This is a genomic window from Acinetobacter calcoaceticus (assembly GCF_051947995.1).
Lineage (GTDB): Bacteria > Pseudomonadota > Gammaproteobacteria > Pseudomonadales > Moraxellaceae > Acinetobacter.
Genome location: NZ_JBLVVH010000004.1, coordinates 329,807 through 344,961 on the forward strand (window position 1 = coordinate 329,807; position 15,155 = coordinate 344,961).

Below are 15,155 nucleotides of genomic sequence, written 5' to 3' on the forward strand. Positions count from 1 at the left end.
AATTTTATCGGCTGGCTTGTAACTGCTACTTAATTGGCGGTTGCAACTTTGGCGACTTCAGGCTGCACAATTGGCATATTCAGGCGTTCAATACGCGGGAAACCGAAGTGCATGCGTAAGTCACGAATGATCTGGGCAATCTGGTTACGGTTACTGACGACGATGTTGACATAGGTTTTCTGGTCTTGAGAATGAACCATCTCAACCCCTGTTTTGGCCTTACGGCATTGATAGATCAGGTCAGAGATTTGTTCATCATTCATTTCCATATGAATGCATAGATAGGCACTGAAGCGGACATCATCAATTTCTTCAGATTGCCAGTTGAGCGGCATAATATTTTCTGGATGCAGATGCTGTTCATGCAATAAGTTACGACAGCGAGAACGATGCACGATTAAACCGCGTCGTGATAAGTGTCCCTGAATCGGATCGCCCAGAACCGGATTGCAGCAATGCGCATATTTGACATCGACACCTTCAGTCCCCGCGATCAAGCGGTCAGACGTTTCCTGATGCTGTGAATAGTCTTGCGAGAATAAATGATTGGCCACCAGTTGTGGTAGCAAATCACCGACTGCGATCTGTTCAAACAGGGTATCTTTGCTACTTAAGTGACGCCATTCAAGTACGTTAATCCAGTCGGTTTGCGACAGGTCATTGATCGAACGCTGGAACAGTTTTAAGGCCCGGTTCAGGGCTTGCTGACCGACCAGACGCTGTTCATCAATATCTTGTTCACGCAGCATGTTCTGTAAGGCGCGACGGGCTTTCTGGGTGTTGATAAAGCTGAGCCAGTCCGGATTGGGGGTGGCAAGTACATCGGTAATGATCTCGACCACCTGTCCGCTATGCAAGGGTGTCGATAAAGGACGGATTTCGCCATCGACTTTGGCACCCACCGCATGGTTACCTAAAAATAGGCTGGCTGAATAGGCAAAATCAACCACCGTTGCACCTTGTGGTAATTCGTGCAATTGCCCGTGTGGGGTATAGACCCAGATTTTTTCCTGATGCAAATAGTCCAGCAAGTCGCTAAATGTGGTTTTGGCACAACCGCTATCGATCAAGGTATTCAGATTCTGCATCGACGCCTGAATCGCGGAACGGCAGGCTTGAGGTGCATTTTCACCCAGCACCACCCCGAAACGCGCAGCTTTACGCATCAGCTCGGTTTGAATGGTTAGAGAAAGCGTGGTTTTCTCACCCTTGAGCTTGATCATTAGGGACTGGTTGCCCCCCGGAAGAGGACGGCGAATATGGTCGCTATATTGTAAAACCTGAAAATTATCTTTGAGCGCTTCAACCAGACGGTCACAGTCAGCAATGCTTTGTAAAATGATTTCAAAGGCATGGCTATGGCTAAGTTCATTCAGGTCGATTTCATTTTTAACAAAGTGACGCAGTAATTCGATATTGTTATTTTTCTTTTTAATGCGACCTTTTAAGTCATGATTTTTTAATAGATCCGTCAGTTTCTGTTCCCAGATGGCCTGATATTCACAACGTTTGGGCTTGGTTTCCAATAAGGCGGTTTGCACATCATTGAACATATCCAGATCAAGATTTTGATAGCAGAGATGTTCAAGGTTGTCTGCCATTTCATTCATACCGACCAGACGTGCCATCGGTACAAAAATATCAAAAGTTTCCTGCGCAATACGCGCGCGTTTATCGGGACGGAGCGCGCCCAAGGTGGTCATATTATGATAGCGGTCTGCCAGTTTAATAATAATGACACGTGGGTCTTGTAGCGTTGCTTGCAGAATTTTTCGGAATGATGCGGCTTTGTTATATTCTTTATCGCTGGAATGGCTGAGTTTGGTCACGCCATCCACCAGTTCTGCTACCACCAGACCATATTTCTGTCCGATTTCTTCTTTGGTAAAATCAGTGTCTTCAATCACGTCATGCAGTAAGGCTGCCATGAGTGTATCTGCATCCAGACGCATATGTGCAAGAATACAACTGACCGCAATTGGGTGTAATACATAGGGTTCACCGCTTTTACGGGTAATACCGCTATGGGCTAAATCAGCAAAATCGCAGGCAGCAAGCACACGTTGAACGTCACTATCCTTGAGATAGGCTTCAATGATGACTTTGAGCTGTTGCTTGGCTTGGCTGACTTCTTCGCCTGGCATATAACACCTTTTTAACATGAATTCAGTAATGAATAAGCTTATCTTCTAATGAAAAGCAAATTGCAAAGCTTGTCAATTTGTTCATTATAAAAACTCGTAAATTTTTTCAATGAAGTATATTGTTTTTACCAATATAACGCCGAATTTTATAACAAACAAAAAAGCCCAGTGTCTTCACAATGGGCTTTTCAGCAAAGCAAATTCGATTTAGAAAGTGAAACCTTCTAAGTTTAATGAATTTGTAGACAATACCATATCAAGATTTGATGTTTGGTAGTCTTGGTCGCGTTGTTTTAAAATTTCTTTAGTGACATGACCTACCGCAATCTCGCGTAATGCAACCACTGTCGGTTTGTCATTATCCCACTCTACAGTTGGTTCCATACCTTGACGTGCCAATTGACGTGCACGTTTACTCGCTACCAGTACCAACTCGAAGCGGTTATCTACATGGTCTAAACAATCTTCAACGGTTACACGTGCCATAAGTTGTCTCGTCTGAACATTACATTTGAAAGACTGAGTAGTATAAAAGGCTTTTATACAAGACTCAAGTTATTCGCGATTAAGGGTAATCAAGTTTTCGATTAATTGCTGGTGGCGGTTGCTTTGTTGCAAGGTTACCAAACGGTTTGCGGTAATAATCGCTTCTAGGTCATGCACTGCCTTGTTGAAATCATCATTGATAATGACATAGTCAAAACTGGCAAAATGACGCATATCTTCCACGGCACAACTCAAGCGATGCTCGATCACGTCGACAGAATCTGTACCACGGTTCGACAGGCGTTGTCTTAAGTCATACTGGGTTGGCGGGAGAATAAAGATCTGTTTTGATTCAGGAAAAAGTCGACGAACCTGTTCAGCACCTTGCCAGTCAATTTCAAGTAAAACATCATGACCTTGCTGGAGTTGTTCTTTTACTTTGGCTTGCGAAGTACCGTAATAGTTGCCAAAGACTTCGGCATATTCGATGAAGCCACCTTCATCGACTTGTGCTAAAAAACTTTCTTTACTGGTAAAATGATAGTGAACACCATCAAGTTCACCAGGACGCTGACCGCGTGTAGTGTGTGAGACAGAAACGTGTAGGTTGCTGACTCGATCGAGTAGGGCTTTGACCAAAGATGTTTTGCCCGTTCCTGAGGCTGCAGAAACGACAAACAAGAGACCCGACATGATATTTTTCCTGAATATGATAAAATATCTTGGCTATTGTAGTGTAGCGTGCCATTAAACGAAATAGTTTGGCGTAAAAATTCAGTTGATCAGAGAGGTTGTTATGGAAATCGTGTTGGCCAATCCACGAGGCTTTTGTGCTGGTGTTGACCGTGCTATAGCAATCGTCAATCGGGCACTGGAATGTTTTAATCCGCCAATTTATGTCCGTCATGAAGTGGTACATAACAAATTTGTGGTCGATGACCTGCGTCAGCGTGGCGCCGTTTTTGTGGATGAACTGGATCAGGTTCCTGATGATTCGATTGTGATTTTTAGCGCCCATGGCGTATCCAAAGCAGTACAGCAAGAAGCAGAGCGCCGTGGTTTAAAAGTATTTGACGCGACCTGTCCCTTAGTCACCAAAGTGCATATCGAAGTGACTAAATATGCACGTGAAGGGACTGAAGCCATTTTGATTGGACATGAAGGCCATCCGGAAGTTGAAGGCACCATGGGCCAGTATGATAAAACCAAAGGTGGCGCCATTTATCTGGTTGAAGACGAGGAAGATGTTGAAGCCTTGATGGTGAATCATCCTGATAAAGTCGCTTTCGTTACCCAGACTACATTGTCAATTGATGATACGGCGAAAGTAATTGATGCTTTACGGGCGAAATTTCCACAAATTCAAGGCCCGCGTAAAGACGATATTTGCTATGCCACGCAGAACCGTCAGGATGCCGTACGTGATCTGGCGGAGCAATGTGATGTAGTATTAGTGGTGGGTTCGCCAAACTCATCCAATTCCAACCGTTTACGCGAACTGGCTGAGCGCATGGGTAAATCTGCTTATCTGGTCGATAATGCCGATCAGTTGCAAAAAGACTGGTTCAAAGCCGACAGTAAAATTGGTGTGACTGCGGGTGCATCTGCACCTGAAATTTTAATTAAACAGGTGATCCAGCGTTTACAAGATTGGGGTGCAACACCTCCAAAAGAGCTACAGGGACGTGAGGAAAATATCACTTTTAGTCTACCAAAAGAGTTGCGTATACAGGTGATACAAGCCTAATTTTATTAGAAAAATGTGAACTGGAAACGGATGGATGACACTCCATCCGTTTTTTTTTAGTGCTTATCTGCTTTGTATTGGTTCTGTAAAAATAAAATTTAAGATAGAGTAGTGAATTTTTAAAAATTGGGTGCTGGGGAAATGGGGAAAACTCGGGGATTCACCTTAATTGAATTGATGGTGACAGTTGCGGTGCTGGCTGTGATTGCGATGATGGCGGTGCCAGCATTTAACAATATCATGCTTGCCCAGAACTTTAATAAAAGTACACAAGAACTAATCCTGACGTTAAATCAAGCAAGAGCAAAAGCCGTACAAGAAAGAAGAGAGGTAGAAGTTTTATTAAAATCAAACTCTACATACGCACCAAGGGCAAATACGGATTCTCAACTTAATTGGATGCCAGTAGGTAAAGCAGTTTTAAAGTCCGGTTCTACGACTTCTGTCTATTTTAATTTAACGGGCGGGGTCTGTGCTTTAGATGGAAATACACCTGCAAAATGTATTCCTGTAAATAGTGATACCAGTATTGAAATCTGTAATAAAAGTTCTGGCGATAAATCGAAAACAGTCAGTATTTCACGTATGGGAACCATTCAACAAACAACAGATGGGGCATGTTAATGAAAGGCTTAAAGCATCAACGTGGTGTTGGTCTTGTTGAAATCTTGGTTGCTCTATTAGTACTTGCTATTGGCGTGTTAGGTTTTGTGACATTGCAGTATCGTTCATTAGAAGCCAGTGCTGAAAGTACTTCCCGTGTACAGGCGATAACGCTCGCCCGAGATTTAGCTGAGCGGATCCGGGTAAACCGTAATTCATTCAGTGTTTACAAAACTGAGCTTTCAACACCGGACAAGCAAAAAACATCAACTAAAAACTGTGTAGGAACATCCATTTGTACAGATAAAGAATTGGCCGATTTTGATATTGCGCAGGTCGCTACTAGAGCCGCTTCTTTAGGTATGACCATGAATATTATGAACTGTCAAGATACCAATAATCGCCAATGTATTTATGTAGCTTGGGGGGACTCAAGTGCGACTGATGGCACAGGGAGCGGGGACTGTACCAATGGCAATGCATATAACCCGGTTTCCACCTGTGTGATTATGGAGACCTATTAAAATGATAAAACAAGCAGGTTTCACATTAATCGAATTAATGCTCTCTTTAACATTGGGCTTGATTATCACTGCTGCTGCAATCTTGTTATTTTTAGCGGGACAAAAAAGTTTATCGATGCAGCAGGGGGTGGCAGATATACAGGATAATGCCAACTTTGGTTTGAACTATTTAACGCAAGATATCCGTTTGGCAAATCTAAACAATTTTAAAGCTGTGATTAATGACCAGACTGCTTATGGCGGAATCATCCTAACTTCATCAGCAAATGCTCAGAAGGATGCCCAAGGTACGCCACTAAGTAATATTTTCTGGCAAGTTACCGGCAGTAATGTGGCTGCTAAATTTCTGTCTGGAAGTGCTATAGCACCTTCTAATGTTCAACTATCTGGCAGCGATATTTTAAGTGATCAATTGGTGATCCAGTATGTACCGCAATATGTGCTCAATTCTGCAGGGACAATCTGGAGTGGGGGATATGATTGTGAAGGGAATGCACTTAATTTCCCTGTGACCCAACCTGCTAAAGGGGGAGAATTTGGACAGCAGGTTATCGTTCAGCGTTATTTTTTAAGAGCTGATAATAATAAAAACGAAAATGAACCTAACCAGCCATTGGCATTAGCTTGTGATGCTGGACGCTATCCGGTTGAGCCAGCAAAACCAGTAAATGCTACAGATCCATTACCTGCCATGGCGATCACAGGATATGGGGATGCAGGTGAAATCATTATGAAACGCGTTGATCATTTTAGGGTTTTACTCAACATACAAGATGATAGTGTAACTGCACCAGGAGCTAGCCGTCGCTATATTACCTTTAAAGATTATATGGCTTTGCCTTCTTCTCCACGTCCTCGTATTGTGGCGGTACAAATCGGTATATTAGCGCGCTCGGCTCAAGCGGTTAATAAAGAAAATAGTATTAATGATGACCAGATTTTTAGGGTGTTGGACCAAGAGGTCACAGTTAAAAAAACGAAAGCAGGTAGTCCTAAGTATATAAGACAGGTCGTAGCGCAAACGATTGCTTTACGTAACGTTATTGGGGAGCGAGGACAATGAGGCAGCATCAAACTGGCGCAACCTTAATTGTTGTGTTGATCTTTTTATTGGCCATTACTGTGATCGGAACACTTGCGATCCGGCAAAGTATGGTAGGACTGAATATTGCAACCAATAGCCAAGTCTCGCAGTTGGTCATGCAGAACTCAGATGCAACTTTTTTTAATATAGAAGAAGCGGATCAGCTGATTCAAAGTTTGGGTGCCAATGGGATGTTTGGTTATATCAGCGGTGCAAATGATAAGAATAAAGAGCTTGTATTTTGTTTTCGTGGCGATCAAACGAGTTTCTTTGATTTGAATCGTGCCAGTTTGATGATTTGGGAAGATGGAGCGAAGAAGCCTACCAATAACAGTTTGGGGTCAGATGGCTATTGTGATGCGGCCAATACGAGTGGGAACTGGTTTACCAGTGGCCGTAAAACAGTCATGACTCAGGTTGCAGTAAAGTTTTCAACAGTAACTCAGAATATTCCTTTTTATGGTCGTCCAAAAGGCGTGGATCACAAAACAGGACAAATTGAGGATGCAAAACTAGTCAAAGTTTTTGCTGTTTCGCTTATGCCCAGTTTAACCAATGTTGACCGTTCAGAGATTAATACATGCTTACAGGAACATATGAGTGAGCTCACTATTCCAGATGGGACGACGGCGCCTGTAATTGATGAGAATGCTGTGGCGGTAAAAGATAATCCTTTGAAAAACGTTACGGAATGTCTAACCAGTTTAAATGTGCCTTTCACAACGCAAGTAAGTGAATACAACATAACTCAGAATTTCTCTTAAACGGGGAGTAAAACGAGATGAATAAAAATATGAAACAGAATCGTAAAACCACATTTTATCGTCAAAAATTACTCGCCATGAGTATTGCAGGGTTGTTTACAGGAGTGGTGAGCACCAGTGTTACTCAAGCCAGCGATATTGATATCTATCAGGAAGCAAAATCAGGTGAAATTACCTTAATGTTTATGTTGGATATTTCGGGAAGTATGAGTCGATATTATAGTAATAATAATGGATATGGTTGTGATCTACCAGCAGGAGTGTCAGATAGAGGGCGTAATTATACAACGGAAGCTCCAATATCAGGTGGACCTAGTTACAGAAGACAATGGTGTTTAGGTAGTGATGGTACGAAGTATTATGATCGGATTACTCGTTTGAAAGATGGAATGATAGATTTATTATATGGAAATAGTACCAAAAAAATCCAAAAATTGTCTGACGATAAGGTAATAGGATTGTCAACTTTAGGTGAACCTAAAACACTGATCAGAGGAGCGGTTGTCGTACCTGCAAGAAGACTTGATGCTGTTTATAGCGGTAAAACACAAAGACAAATCTTAATTGATGCAATTATTGGCTTTTCTGCAAATACCGTGACTCCAACAGCCAGATCTTATGCAGAAGTTGTTTCGTATTTAATGGGAACAACAACTGCAAGGACTGACTTACAAGTTTATTTTGGGATGGTGAGTAATGGTACTAATTATTATAAAGTCTGTAATTCATGGGCTGCGAATGGTAGTTGTAATGGAACATGGAGTGGATGGACTAATGGAACAGTACCCAATGGCTATATTAAACAAAATAGTGGAACAATGAATGGATATAGTGGTTTTTATTATATAGGGGTCGATCCAAATAGTGCTAGTGGTTTTAATTACTCTGATATAACTACAAAAAATAATGCTAAAACATTATATGAATCCCCGACTTCGTTAACTCAAACAGATGACATAAAAAAGTGTAGTGGCCAAGGTGTCTATGTCTTAACGGATGGTGATCCTAATTATAATGATCCAACTCAATCCTTAATGCAAAGCGCATTGGGTTCATACGGTTCAGATTTTACTTGTAATGACAGTGGCGGCGATAACAGTGCGGCATGGGACTGTACGAGTAAATTATCTTTGGCAATTTTAGATGCGACAAAAAACCCAAAGGCCCTTAAGTTTAAGACAGCAGTTGTTGGCTTTGGAGGGAGTTTTAATAAAATTCCCTCTTATAGTAAGCAATTAACTCAGCAACAAAATTTGACAAATATTGATCAATCAACCGCTTCTCCTAATCAAAAAGAAGCCGCACGTTGGGGAGTTAAGGCTGAAGGGGGATGGTATGCTGGTAACGAATCACAAGATATTGTCGACAGTGTAAATGCTTTTTTAGGAGAAATGGGTACAGATATTCCAGCAGTAACGACAGGTTCACCGACTATTCCTAAAGATAGTCTGAATCCAGCTGTACTACAAAAGCAGGCTTATTTCCCTCAATTCCAGCCGACACCGGATAAACCTTATCAACTTTGGGCTGGAAACCTGAAAAAATACAATGTTATTAGTGGCGTTTTAAAAGATAAAAGCGGTAATAAAATTACGGATACTACAGGACGAATCGTTGATAACTATGACTTGTGGTCTAAGGCTGTAAGTAATGAACAAGCAATTAAAGATGCGGATGAAAATACGCCAGGAAGTACCAAGTTTGCGCTTAGAGGAGGAGCCTGGTCTCAACTAAAATTAAAAATTGCTGCAGGGGAGGCGACAGAAAGCCGTAAATTATTAACCAACCGTATTGCAAGTGGAACTGGCACTTCTGCAACATTTGTTACAGGTTCAAGTTTAAGACGTGTGACGAGTGCTGATTTAACTGACACAACTTATCGAAATGATGCAAATCGTGGTTATCTGATGTTGCTTTTAGGCTACGGTGTCGACGCAGCCAAGCCAGATACAATTACAACCACTTCACTTAGCTCAGCACCTGAGTTACGCCAGATTGGTGCAGTCATGCATTCATCGCCACTGTTGGTAACCAATAAAGGCAAGGTAACTTATACCAAGGGTGTTATAGGCTCAGAAAATCGTGAAGATTATGTGCTATTTGGTACGACACAGGGTTTATTGCATGTCGTAGATGCTAAAACAGGTGAAGAAAAGTTCTCTTTTGTCCCAAATGAAATGATTGAGAAACAAAAACAAGCTTTCCAAAAATATGATACGACAACCGGCGGCATGGCAAATCTTTATTATGGGATTGATGGGCCCTGGACTGCCTATACCGAGTATGTGATAGATGGTTCGGGTAACCTAACTGTCGGTTCTGGTAAAGGAATCAACCAGAAAGGTAAACAAATTGTGTATGGTGGCTTACGTATGGGCGGTCGAAGTTACTATGCTTTAGATCTGCAAAATATAAATGATCCTAAATTGAAGTTCCAGATTTCTCCTGCAGAAGGAAAAGTCTATAACAATACTAATCCAACAGGTAAGGCATATTCTGAACTGGCAAAAATGGGGCAGAGCTGGTCAAAACCGACTATTGCCTGGGTAAATTGGGCTGGCAAGCGTAAACGTGTAATGTTTGTAGGCGGAGGATACGATGCGGGTGGCGCCGATGGTAATGCCAATAATGGCGGTTATGAAAGTGATACATATAATCAAACCAATCAGATTGGTGGTGGTGTCTATATGTTTGATGCTGATGATGGTACGCCGTTGTGGTGGGCGAGTGCCAATGCCACCAATACAACAACTGGGGTAATTGGTTTAAAATCAGATGATCTGAAATATAGTGTAGTCAGTGAAATTCGCACCGAAGATCGTGATGGTGACGGTTTAGCTGATCACCTCTATTTTGGTGATTTAGGTGGACAATTATTCCGTATCGATTTAGATAATAAAGCCAGTTCAGTTGCAAGTTTTGCAAAAGCACCGCGTTTATTGTTGAATTTACATAAAGCTTCTGGAACTACAAGTACAAGTCCTCGCTTCTATGAAATGCCAGCTTTTTCAATTTATGATTATGCAGGAACGACTTTTGCAGTCGTTTCAATTGGTAGCGGAAACAGAAGTACACCATTGAAGGATTATACGGTTGGCACTACCGGTTATGATTATGATGCTGTTTATAATGTTTATGATAAAGATGTTGCTGCCCGTAATTTATATAATTCTGGTTATAGCTATGCAACGACGACAGTTACGGTTGCAGATTTAGACAATGGCAATTTAGGCGAAGTTAAAGCAAGCAATCGAAATGACAATACAACATTGGTTGCACCTTATGCGAAGAAAGGATGGTTTTATCGTTTTCAATCCAACAAACTACAAAGTGCTAAAGTTTTTGCCACGCCTATTGCTATAAATAATCGTCTGTTTGTCTCGACGTTTGATGGAAGTAAACCTGGTTTATCGGGAGACTGTGGCGCTGGTGTCAAAGGTGAAAGTTTCTTAAATCAGTTTTGTATGCCATATGGTCAATGTGACAAGACTGTGGCATCAGGTTCAGGTATTGCTTGTAGTACAGGTGATGGCTGTTCATTAGGCGCAGGCATTCAATATACTGCGGTTGTGGATGATACTGCTGATTGTGATCCGACCAAACAAGAATGCAGTGGTGGGGGCGGAAACGGCGGGCCTGGGCCAGGAGATGGAAAAAACAATAAAAATTACTGTGTTTCAACCGGTAACCGTGGAGCGATGACGAATAATGGCGTTATCTCGGCAGGCAGTAGTAAAATGTGTCTGATCCCTCAGCGTTGGTATGAACGTTCAAGATAGGAATGAGTCATGTTAAAGAATAGATTCACGCCACCGAGGGGTTTTACTTTAGTTGAACTGATGATTGTGGTGGTTATTGTCGCTATTTTGGCGGCAATAGCGATACCAAGTTATCAGGTCTATGCCCGCCGTGCTCAGGCTTCTCAAGCGCAGCAAGAAATACAGCGCTTAGCAACAGAGCTGGAAAAGCACAAAAGCCGTAATTTTAATTATATTAACTTTTCGACCATACCCAATGCTTCTCCGGCGACGAATCAAGTGGTGTTACCTGCTGGCGCGACAGGCACAGCAATCAAATATACAATTACTGTGCAAGATGGTGATGATCCGACAAAAACGCTCTACGCGAGTGGCGTTAATGGGCAAAGTTGGATTATTCGAGCACAAGCTGCTGATGCAAAAAACTGGAGTTTTGTTCTGAACAGTAATGGTCTACGCTGTAAAAGACAGGATACCACGATTGCCTTGGACTGTTCAGGATCTGGAGTCGAATCAACATGGTAAAGCAAAACCGGGGTTTTACACTAATTGAGTTAATGATAGTTGTGGCGATTATTGGGATTTTAGCTGGGATTGCTTACCCTTCATATCAAGAATATGTTCGGAGAACCAAGCGTGTTGATGCGCAGGCAGACATGATCGAGCTTGCCGGACGTTTACAACGCTACAGAATAGCAAATTTTACTTTTTTAAAATCCGATGGTACCACACCAATAGGAATTACCGATGTCGGACACCCGGGCACACTGCCAACTTCGGGCGGTGCAGCGTTATATACTTTGGCATTATCCAATGTTACTGCAGGCACATGGACATTGATTGCTACTCCAACTGGCGCACAGACAGGGGATGGACATCTGGTTTTAAACCATCGCGGGCAGCGCTGCTGGACGAAAGGTTCTGATAAGAATGGCGGTACGGCATGTGTTCCATCAGCAACCAGCAACTGGGATGGTCGGTAATCTCATAACTGTAATAGCCAGATAAAAAAGCAAACCATTGGGGTTTGCTTTTTTTATGAATATTTTTTTAATTCATTTAACATTATTAACAATAATAACAAGTAAATGTGATCAAATTATCACTTATCTGCTGTTCCATACCTTTTATCCCCTAATGGTAGCTTTTCGTGTATTTTAGGTTGAAATTGATAACTAAACATGAAAACAATCACGAAAAATAGTGCTTCTCTCATTTATATAATGAATTGATTTTACTTACTTAAAATACTTGAGAGCGCTGTTACAACAAAAAGATTTGTGCATATGGAGGACTGTATGCAACAAGCCCATTACGACGTGGAGCATCGCACTTTATCTGGTGCACAGGTTAAACCTTGCTCGGGATTTACGATGATTGAACTGATCATCACTATCGCTGTTTTGGCAATCATTGCTTTAATGGCGGCTCCCTCATTTGCTGCCATGTATAACCGCCAAAAGTTAGAGTCCTCCGTACGTGAACTGACCATGAAGGTGTCAGAAGCAAGAAGCCAAGCCGTTTTACTTCGCCAGACTACAGGCCTATGTCTGGCATCTTTATCACTCGAAGACTGTGCAACTGCAATTGCGATTCCTAAAACTGAAACACAACGCATTTTTATTGCCCGTTTAGAAAATGGCGTGTCTCAAACCAATACCTCTGCAACAAGTCTCAGTTTTAGATCGAATGGCAGTATTGCTGCACAAAAAGACTTTATGTTGGTGCGCCAAGGTCTTTCTTATTGTGTTCGGGTGGGGGTAATCGGGGATACCATTATCACGGAAGGAGCCTGCCCATGAATATAAAACAACAGGGTGTGGGGCTGGTCGAAGTCTTGGTCGCGCTGGTCTTATTGGCGATCAGCGTATTGGGTTTTGCGGCCTTGCAATTACGGGCGGTGGATTCCAGTCTGGAGGCCAATAAACAGGTGATTGCCTTAACCATTGCACGTGATCTGGCAGAGAAAATGCGTGCCAATCCACAGGCAACCCGGGCTGGAAAATACAAGGTTGCAGCGGTAGAAGTCCCAAAAACGTCAGTATCAAATGTAGCGGATAAACCTGAAAAAATTGCGATACAGGATTTACAGAATGCAGCCCTACAAGCCAAAGACAGTGGGATGAATCTTGCTGTAGATCAATGCCCAACTGGTAATAACCGACAATGTATTTATGTCGCCTGGGATGAAACCAATCTGGCAGGAAATGATGGAATTGCCTCATGTATTAAAGATGGGGCGTATGTTTCAGGATCACACTGCCTGTTTCTGGAGGCGTATTAAAATGAATAAAAGCCTCGCAGACTGTAAAACCTATAGCAACAGCCAATCTGGCTTTACCCTGATTGAGTTGATGATCTCACTCACTTTAGGGCTACTGATTGTTGCAGCGGCCATTCAACTCTTTATTACCGGAATCACCAGTTATAAATTGCAAAAAGCCATGGCACATATTCAGGACAACGCCAGTTTAGGTCTGAATTTTATTGTAGATGATATCCGTAAAGCCAATCTGAGCTCACCTGTACCTGCAGTCAATGACCAGATTGGTTATGCCGGAATTTTGCTGACTTCAAACAATGTCGGTGAAAAAATTGATTTGAATTGTGCAGATTGCTTTGCCAATAACCAGCTTACCAGTTTTGGCAATGCCAATGTGACGGGGCTGACCAATGACCAGTTACTCATCCGTTACCAAGCACCCCAAGGCGGACTGGACTGTTCGGGCAAAGACGTGAGTAGCGGGACATTTGTGGTACAGCGTTATTATGTGGGATCAACCGCAAAGGATTCACGTCAATCCCTGCGCTGCCAAGCAGCCCAATATCGTCAGACTTCACTTGATGCAAAAACCGCAACAGATCGTTTGAAACTTGCCTGGGCAGACAGTCAGGTCATTTTACCCAATGTCGATTTCTTTCAGGTGCGTTTGGGGTATATGGATGGTGATCTGAATAGTGCCAACAGTACCTTGGCTTATGCCGATATTAAAAACTATATGGCTTTAAAGGCAACTTCAAAAAATATTGATGGGGTAACACAACTTGTCCGACCGCATGTCCATGCCATTCAATTAGGCGTGCTGGTTCGTTCTGATGACAAAACGGGCAACCAGTCGATTATTAAAGAACGCAATAAAGAACCATTTCAGGTCTTGGGGACTTCCGTCAAGCTGATACCAGCCTATCAGGATAATTATTTACGTCAGGTCGTGAGTCAAACCGTCTCTTTACGCAATGCAATGGGTTGGGTTTCAGAAGGTTGTGATAGCAGTAAAACCACGACCTGTACAAATGGGGGGACTGGAACATGATTCAGGCTCAACGTGGTGCGACACTCATTGTTGTACTCATGATTTTATTAATGATTACGATTATTGGGACGCTGGCGATACGTCAAAGTATTAGTTCATTGAAGCTGGTGAGTAATCATCAGATCCAGACTTTGCTGGCCCAGAATGCGGATGCAGCCCTGATGTATTTTCAAGATCCAAACACGCAGCAGAACCTTGCTTCTGCAAATGGTGTGGTCGGGTTCTTTAAAAATGAAAATAACAAAGATGCAGAGCTGGTATTTTGCTTTTCAGGAGCAGATCCCTTTGCCTTGAGTAAAGCGGGTTATCGGTTAAACAGCCAATCTTTTAACATTAATAGCTCTGGTGCGGGTGCATGTACTGAAACCTCGGCAAAAACCTCAAGTGGCCGTAAACAGGTGGTGACTCAGGTCTATATCAAAAGACAGTTAACACCGACCCAACCTTTTGCTGATCTATCCCGTGGTACAGAGGTAACCGGGGCAAAGACCGAGAACAATATTCGCTTGCGTGTCTATGTGGTGTCGGTGATGCAAGGGTTGTTAACGGCTGATGCTTTATTTAAAGCAGACAATGATCCTGACAAAGGTTGCCTGACCAAGAGCATAGATAATAACGGCGTCAATGAGGTTGCCAGCTGTCTTAAAAAAAATACAGAAAAACCGATATATAACATACAAGTCGCAGAATATCGTTTCTTGTCTGACTTTGAACCAACAGGTTCATAAGGG

15 protein-coding genes are annotated in these 15,155 nt (G+C 42.4%); 12 read left to right on the forward strand and 3 right to left on the reverse strand.

The window, feature by feature from the left end:
• Nucleotides 1–29: 29 nt before the first annotated feature.
• From ACNQO6_RS10220 to gmk, 3 genes are all read right to left on the reverse strand, one after another.
• Nucleotides 30–2,144 carry a RelA/SpoT family protein gene (locus tag ACNQO6_RS10220; RefSeq protein ID WP_343581193.1) on the reverse strand — a complete coding sequence of 705 codons (2,115 nt, stop codon included), beginning with the start codon at nt 2,142–2,144 and terminating at the stop codon, nt 30–32.
• Between the two features lie 207 nt (nt 2,145–2,351).
• Nucleotides 2,352–2,630 carry a DNA-directed RNA polymerase subunit omega gene (gene rpoZ / locus ACNQO6_RS10225; protein ID WP_004657467.1) on the reverse strand — a complete coding sequence of 93 codons (279 nt, stop codon included), beginning with the start codon at nt 2,628–2,630 and terminating at the stop codon, nt 2,352–2,354.
• A 69-nt stretch (nt 2,631–2,699) separates the two neighbouring features.
• Nucleotides 2,700–3,323, reverse strand: a complete 624-nt coding sequence (gene gmk, locus ACNQO6_RS10230; protein ID WP_004776023.1) for a guanylate kinase — start codon at nt 3,321–3,323, stop codon at nt 2,700–2,702.
• A gap of 103 nt (nt 3,324–3,426) precedes the next feature.
• Here gmk and ispH point away from each other — a divergent pair, with 103 nt between their 5' ends.
• The 12 genes from ispH (at nt 3,427) to ACNQO6_RS10290 (ending at nt 15,152) form a co-directional block, all read left to right on the forward strand.
• Nucleotides 3,427–4,377, forward strand: a complete 951-nt coding sequence (ispH, locus tag ACNQO6_RS10235) for a 4-hydroxy-3-methylbut-2-enyl diphosphate reductase (protein WP_009506613.1) — start codon at nt 3,427–3,429, stop codon at nt 4,375–4,377.
• A gap of 141 nt (nt 4,378–4,518) precedes the next feature.
• Nucleotides 4,519–5,001 (forward strand): pilus assembly FimT family protein, encoded by a 483-nt coding sequence (locus ACNQO6_RS10240; RefSeq protein ID WP_436869491.1) that lies wholly within the window; start codon nt 4,519–4,521, stop codon nt 4,999–5,001.
• Complete coding sequence (pilV, locus tag ACNQO6_RS10245) at nt 5,001–5,504, forward strand: type IV pilus modification protein PilV (RefSeq protein ID WP_440208890.1); 504 nt, start codon at nt 5,001–5,003, stop codon at nt 5,502–5,504. The genes ACNQO6_RS10240 and pilV (ACNQO6_RS10245) overlap by 1 nt, the downstream gene beginning before the upstream one ends.
• A gap of 1 nt (nt 5,505) precedes the next feature.
• Nucleotides 5,506–6,567 (forward strand): PilW family protein, encoded by a 1,062-nt coding sequence (locus ACNQO6_RS10250; protein WP_440208891.1) that lies wholly within the window; start codon nt 5,506–5,508, stop codon nt 6,565–6,567.
• Nucleotides 6,564–7,352, forward strand: a complete 789-nt coding sequence (locus ACNQO6_RS10255) for a pilus assembly PilX family protein (RefSeq protein WP_440208892.1) — start codon at nt 6,564–6,566, stop codon at nt 7,350–7,352. The genes ACNQO6_RS10250 and ACNQO6_RS10255 overlap by 4 nt, the downstream gene beginning before the upstream one ends.
• Nucleotides 7,353–7,369: 17 nt before the next feature.
• A complete protein-coding gene (locus ACNQO6_RS10260; protein ID WP_440208893.1) occupies nt 7,370–11,131 on the forward strand; it encodes a pilus assembly protein in 3,762 nt (1,253 codons plus the stop codon).
• A gap of 9 nt (nt 11,132–11,140) precedes the next feature.
• Nucleotides 11,141–11,635 (forward strand): type IV pilin protein, encoded by a 495-nt coding sequence (locus ACNQO6_RS10265; protein ID WP_440208894.1) that lies wholly within the window; start codon nt 11,141–11,143, stop codon nt 11,633–11,635.
• Nucleotides 11,629–12,093 (forward strand): type IV pilin protein, encoded by a 465-nt coding sequence (locus ACNQO6_RS10270; protein WP_440208895.1) that lies wholly within the window; start codon nt 11,629–11,631, stop codon nt 12,091–12,093. The genes ACNQO6_RS10265 and ACNQO6_RS10270 overlap by 7 nt, the downstream gene beginning before the upstream one ends.
• Nucleotides 12,094–12,408: 315 nt before the next feature.
• Nucleotides 12,409–12,912: a GspH/FimT family pseudopilin gene (locus ACNQO6_RS10275; protein ID WP_440208896.1), complete on the forward strand. Its 504-nt coding sequence runs from the start codon at nt 12,409–12,411 to the stop codon at nt 12,910–12,912.
• On the forward strand, nt 12,909–13,394 hold the full coding sequence (gene pilV, locus ACNQO6_RS10280; RefSeq protein ID WP_396514407.1) for a type IV pilus modification protein PilV: 486 nt from the start codon (nt 12,909–12,911) through the stop codon (nt 13,392–13,394). The genes ACNQO6_RS10275 and pilV (ACNQO6_RS10280) overlap by 4 nt, the downstream gene beginning before the upstream one ends.
• A gap of 1 nt (nt 13,395) precedes the next feature.
• Nucleotides 13,396–14,424, forward strand: a complete 1,029-nt coding sequence (locus ACNQO6_RS10285) for a PilW family protein (protein ID WP_440208897.1) — start codon at nt 13,396–13,398, stop codon at nt 14,422–14,424.
• Entirely contained in the window at nt 14,421–15,152 is a 732-nt protein-coding gene (locus ACNQO6_RS10290; RefSeq protein ID WP_324621095.1) for a pilus assembly PilX family protein, read from the forward strand. Before ACNQO6_RS10285 ends, ACNQO6_RS10290 begins: the two co-directional genes overlap by 4 nt.
• The last annotated feature ends 3 nt before the right edge of the window (nt 15,153–15,155 follow it).

Bases quoted from the DNA above. Each gene is read 5' to 3' on its own strand.
- ACNQO6_RS10220 (WP_343581193.1), bottom strand. From the start codon at position 2,144: ATGCCAGGCGAAGAAGTCAGCCAAGCCAAGCAACAGCTCAAAGTCATC.
- rpoZ (WP_004657467.1), bottom strand. From the start codon at position 2,630: ATGGCACGTGTAACCGTTGAAGATTGTTTAGACCATGTAGATAACCGC.
- gmk (WP_004776023.1), bottom strand. From the start codon at position 3,323: ATGTCGGGTCTCTTGTTTGTCGTTTCTGCAGCCTCAGGAACGGGCAAA.
- ispH (WP_009506613.1), top strand. From the start codon at position 3,427: ATGGAAATCGTGTTGGCCAATCCACGAGGCTTTTGTGCTGGTGTTGAC.
- ACNQO6_RS10240 (WP_436869491.1), top strand. From the start codon at position 4,519: ATGGGGAAAACTCGGGGATTCACCTTAATTGAATTGATGGTGACAGTT.
- pilV (WP_440208890.1), top strand. From the start codon at position 5,001: ATGAAAGGCTTAAAGCATCAACGTGGTGTTGGTCTTGTTGAAATCTTG.
- ACNQO6_RS10250 (WP_440208891.1), top strand. From the start codon at position 5,506: ATGATAAAACAAGCAGGTTTCACATTAATCGAATTAATGCTCTCTTTA.
- ACNQO6_RS10255 (WP_440208892.1), top strand. From the start codon at position 6,564: ATGAGGCAGCATCAAACTGGCGCAACCTTAATTGTTGTGTTGATCTTT.
- ACNQO6_RS10260 (WP_440208893.1), top strand. From the start codon at position 7,370: ATGAATAAAAATATGAAACAGAATCGTAAAACCACATTTTATCGTCAA.
- ACNQO6_RS10265 (WP_440208894.1), top strand. From the start codon at position 11,141: ATGTTAAAGAATAGATTCACGCCACCGAGGGGTTTTACTTTAGTTGAA.
- ACNQO6_RS10270 (WP_440208895.1), top strand. From the start codon at position 11,629: ATGGTAAAGCAAAACCGGGGTTTTACACTAATTGAGTTAATGATAGTT.
- ACNQO6_RS10275 (WP_440208896.1), top strand. From the start codon at position 12,409: ATGCAACAAGCCCATTACGACGTGGAGCATCGCACTTTATCTGGTGCA.
- pilV (WP_396514407.1), top strand. From the start codon at position 12,909: ATGAATATAAAACAACAGGGTGTGGGGCTGGTCGAAGTCTTGGTCGCG.
- ACNQO6_RS10285 (WP_440208897.1), top strand. From the start codon at position 13,396: ATGAATAAAAGCCTCGCAGACTGTAAAACCTATAGCAACAGCCAATCT.
- ACNQO6_RS10290 (WP_324621095.1), top strand. From the start codon at position 14,421: ATGATTCAGGCTCAACGTGGTGCGACACTCATTGTTGTACTCATGATT.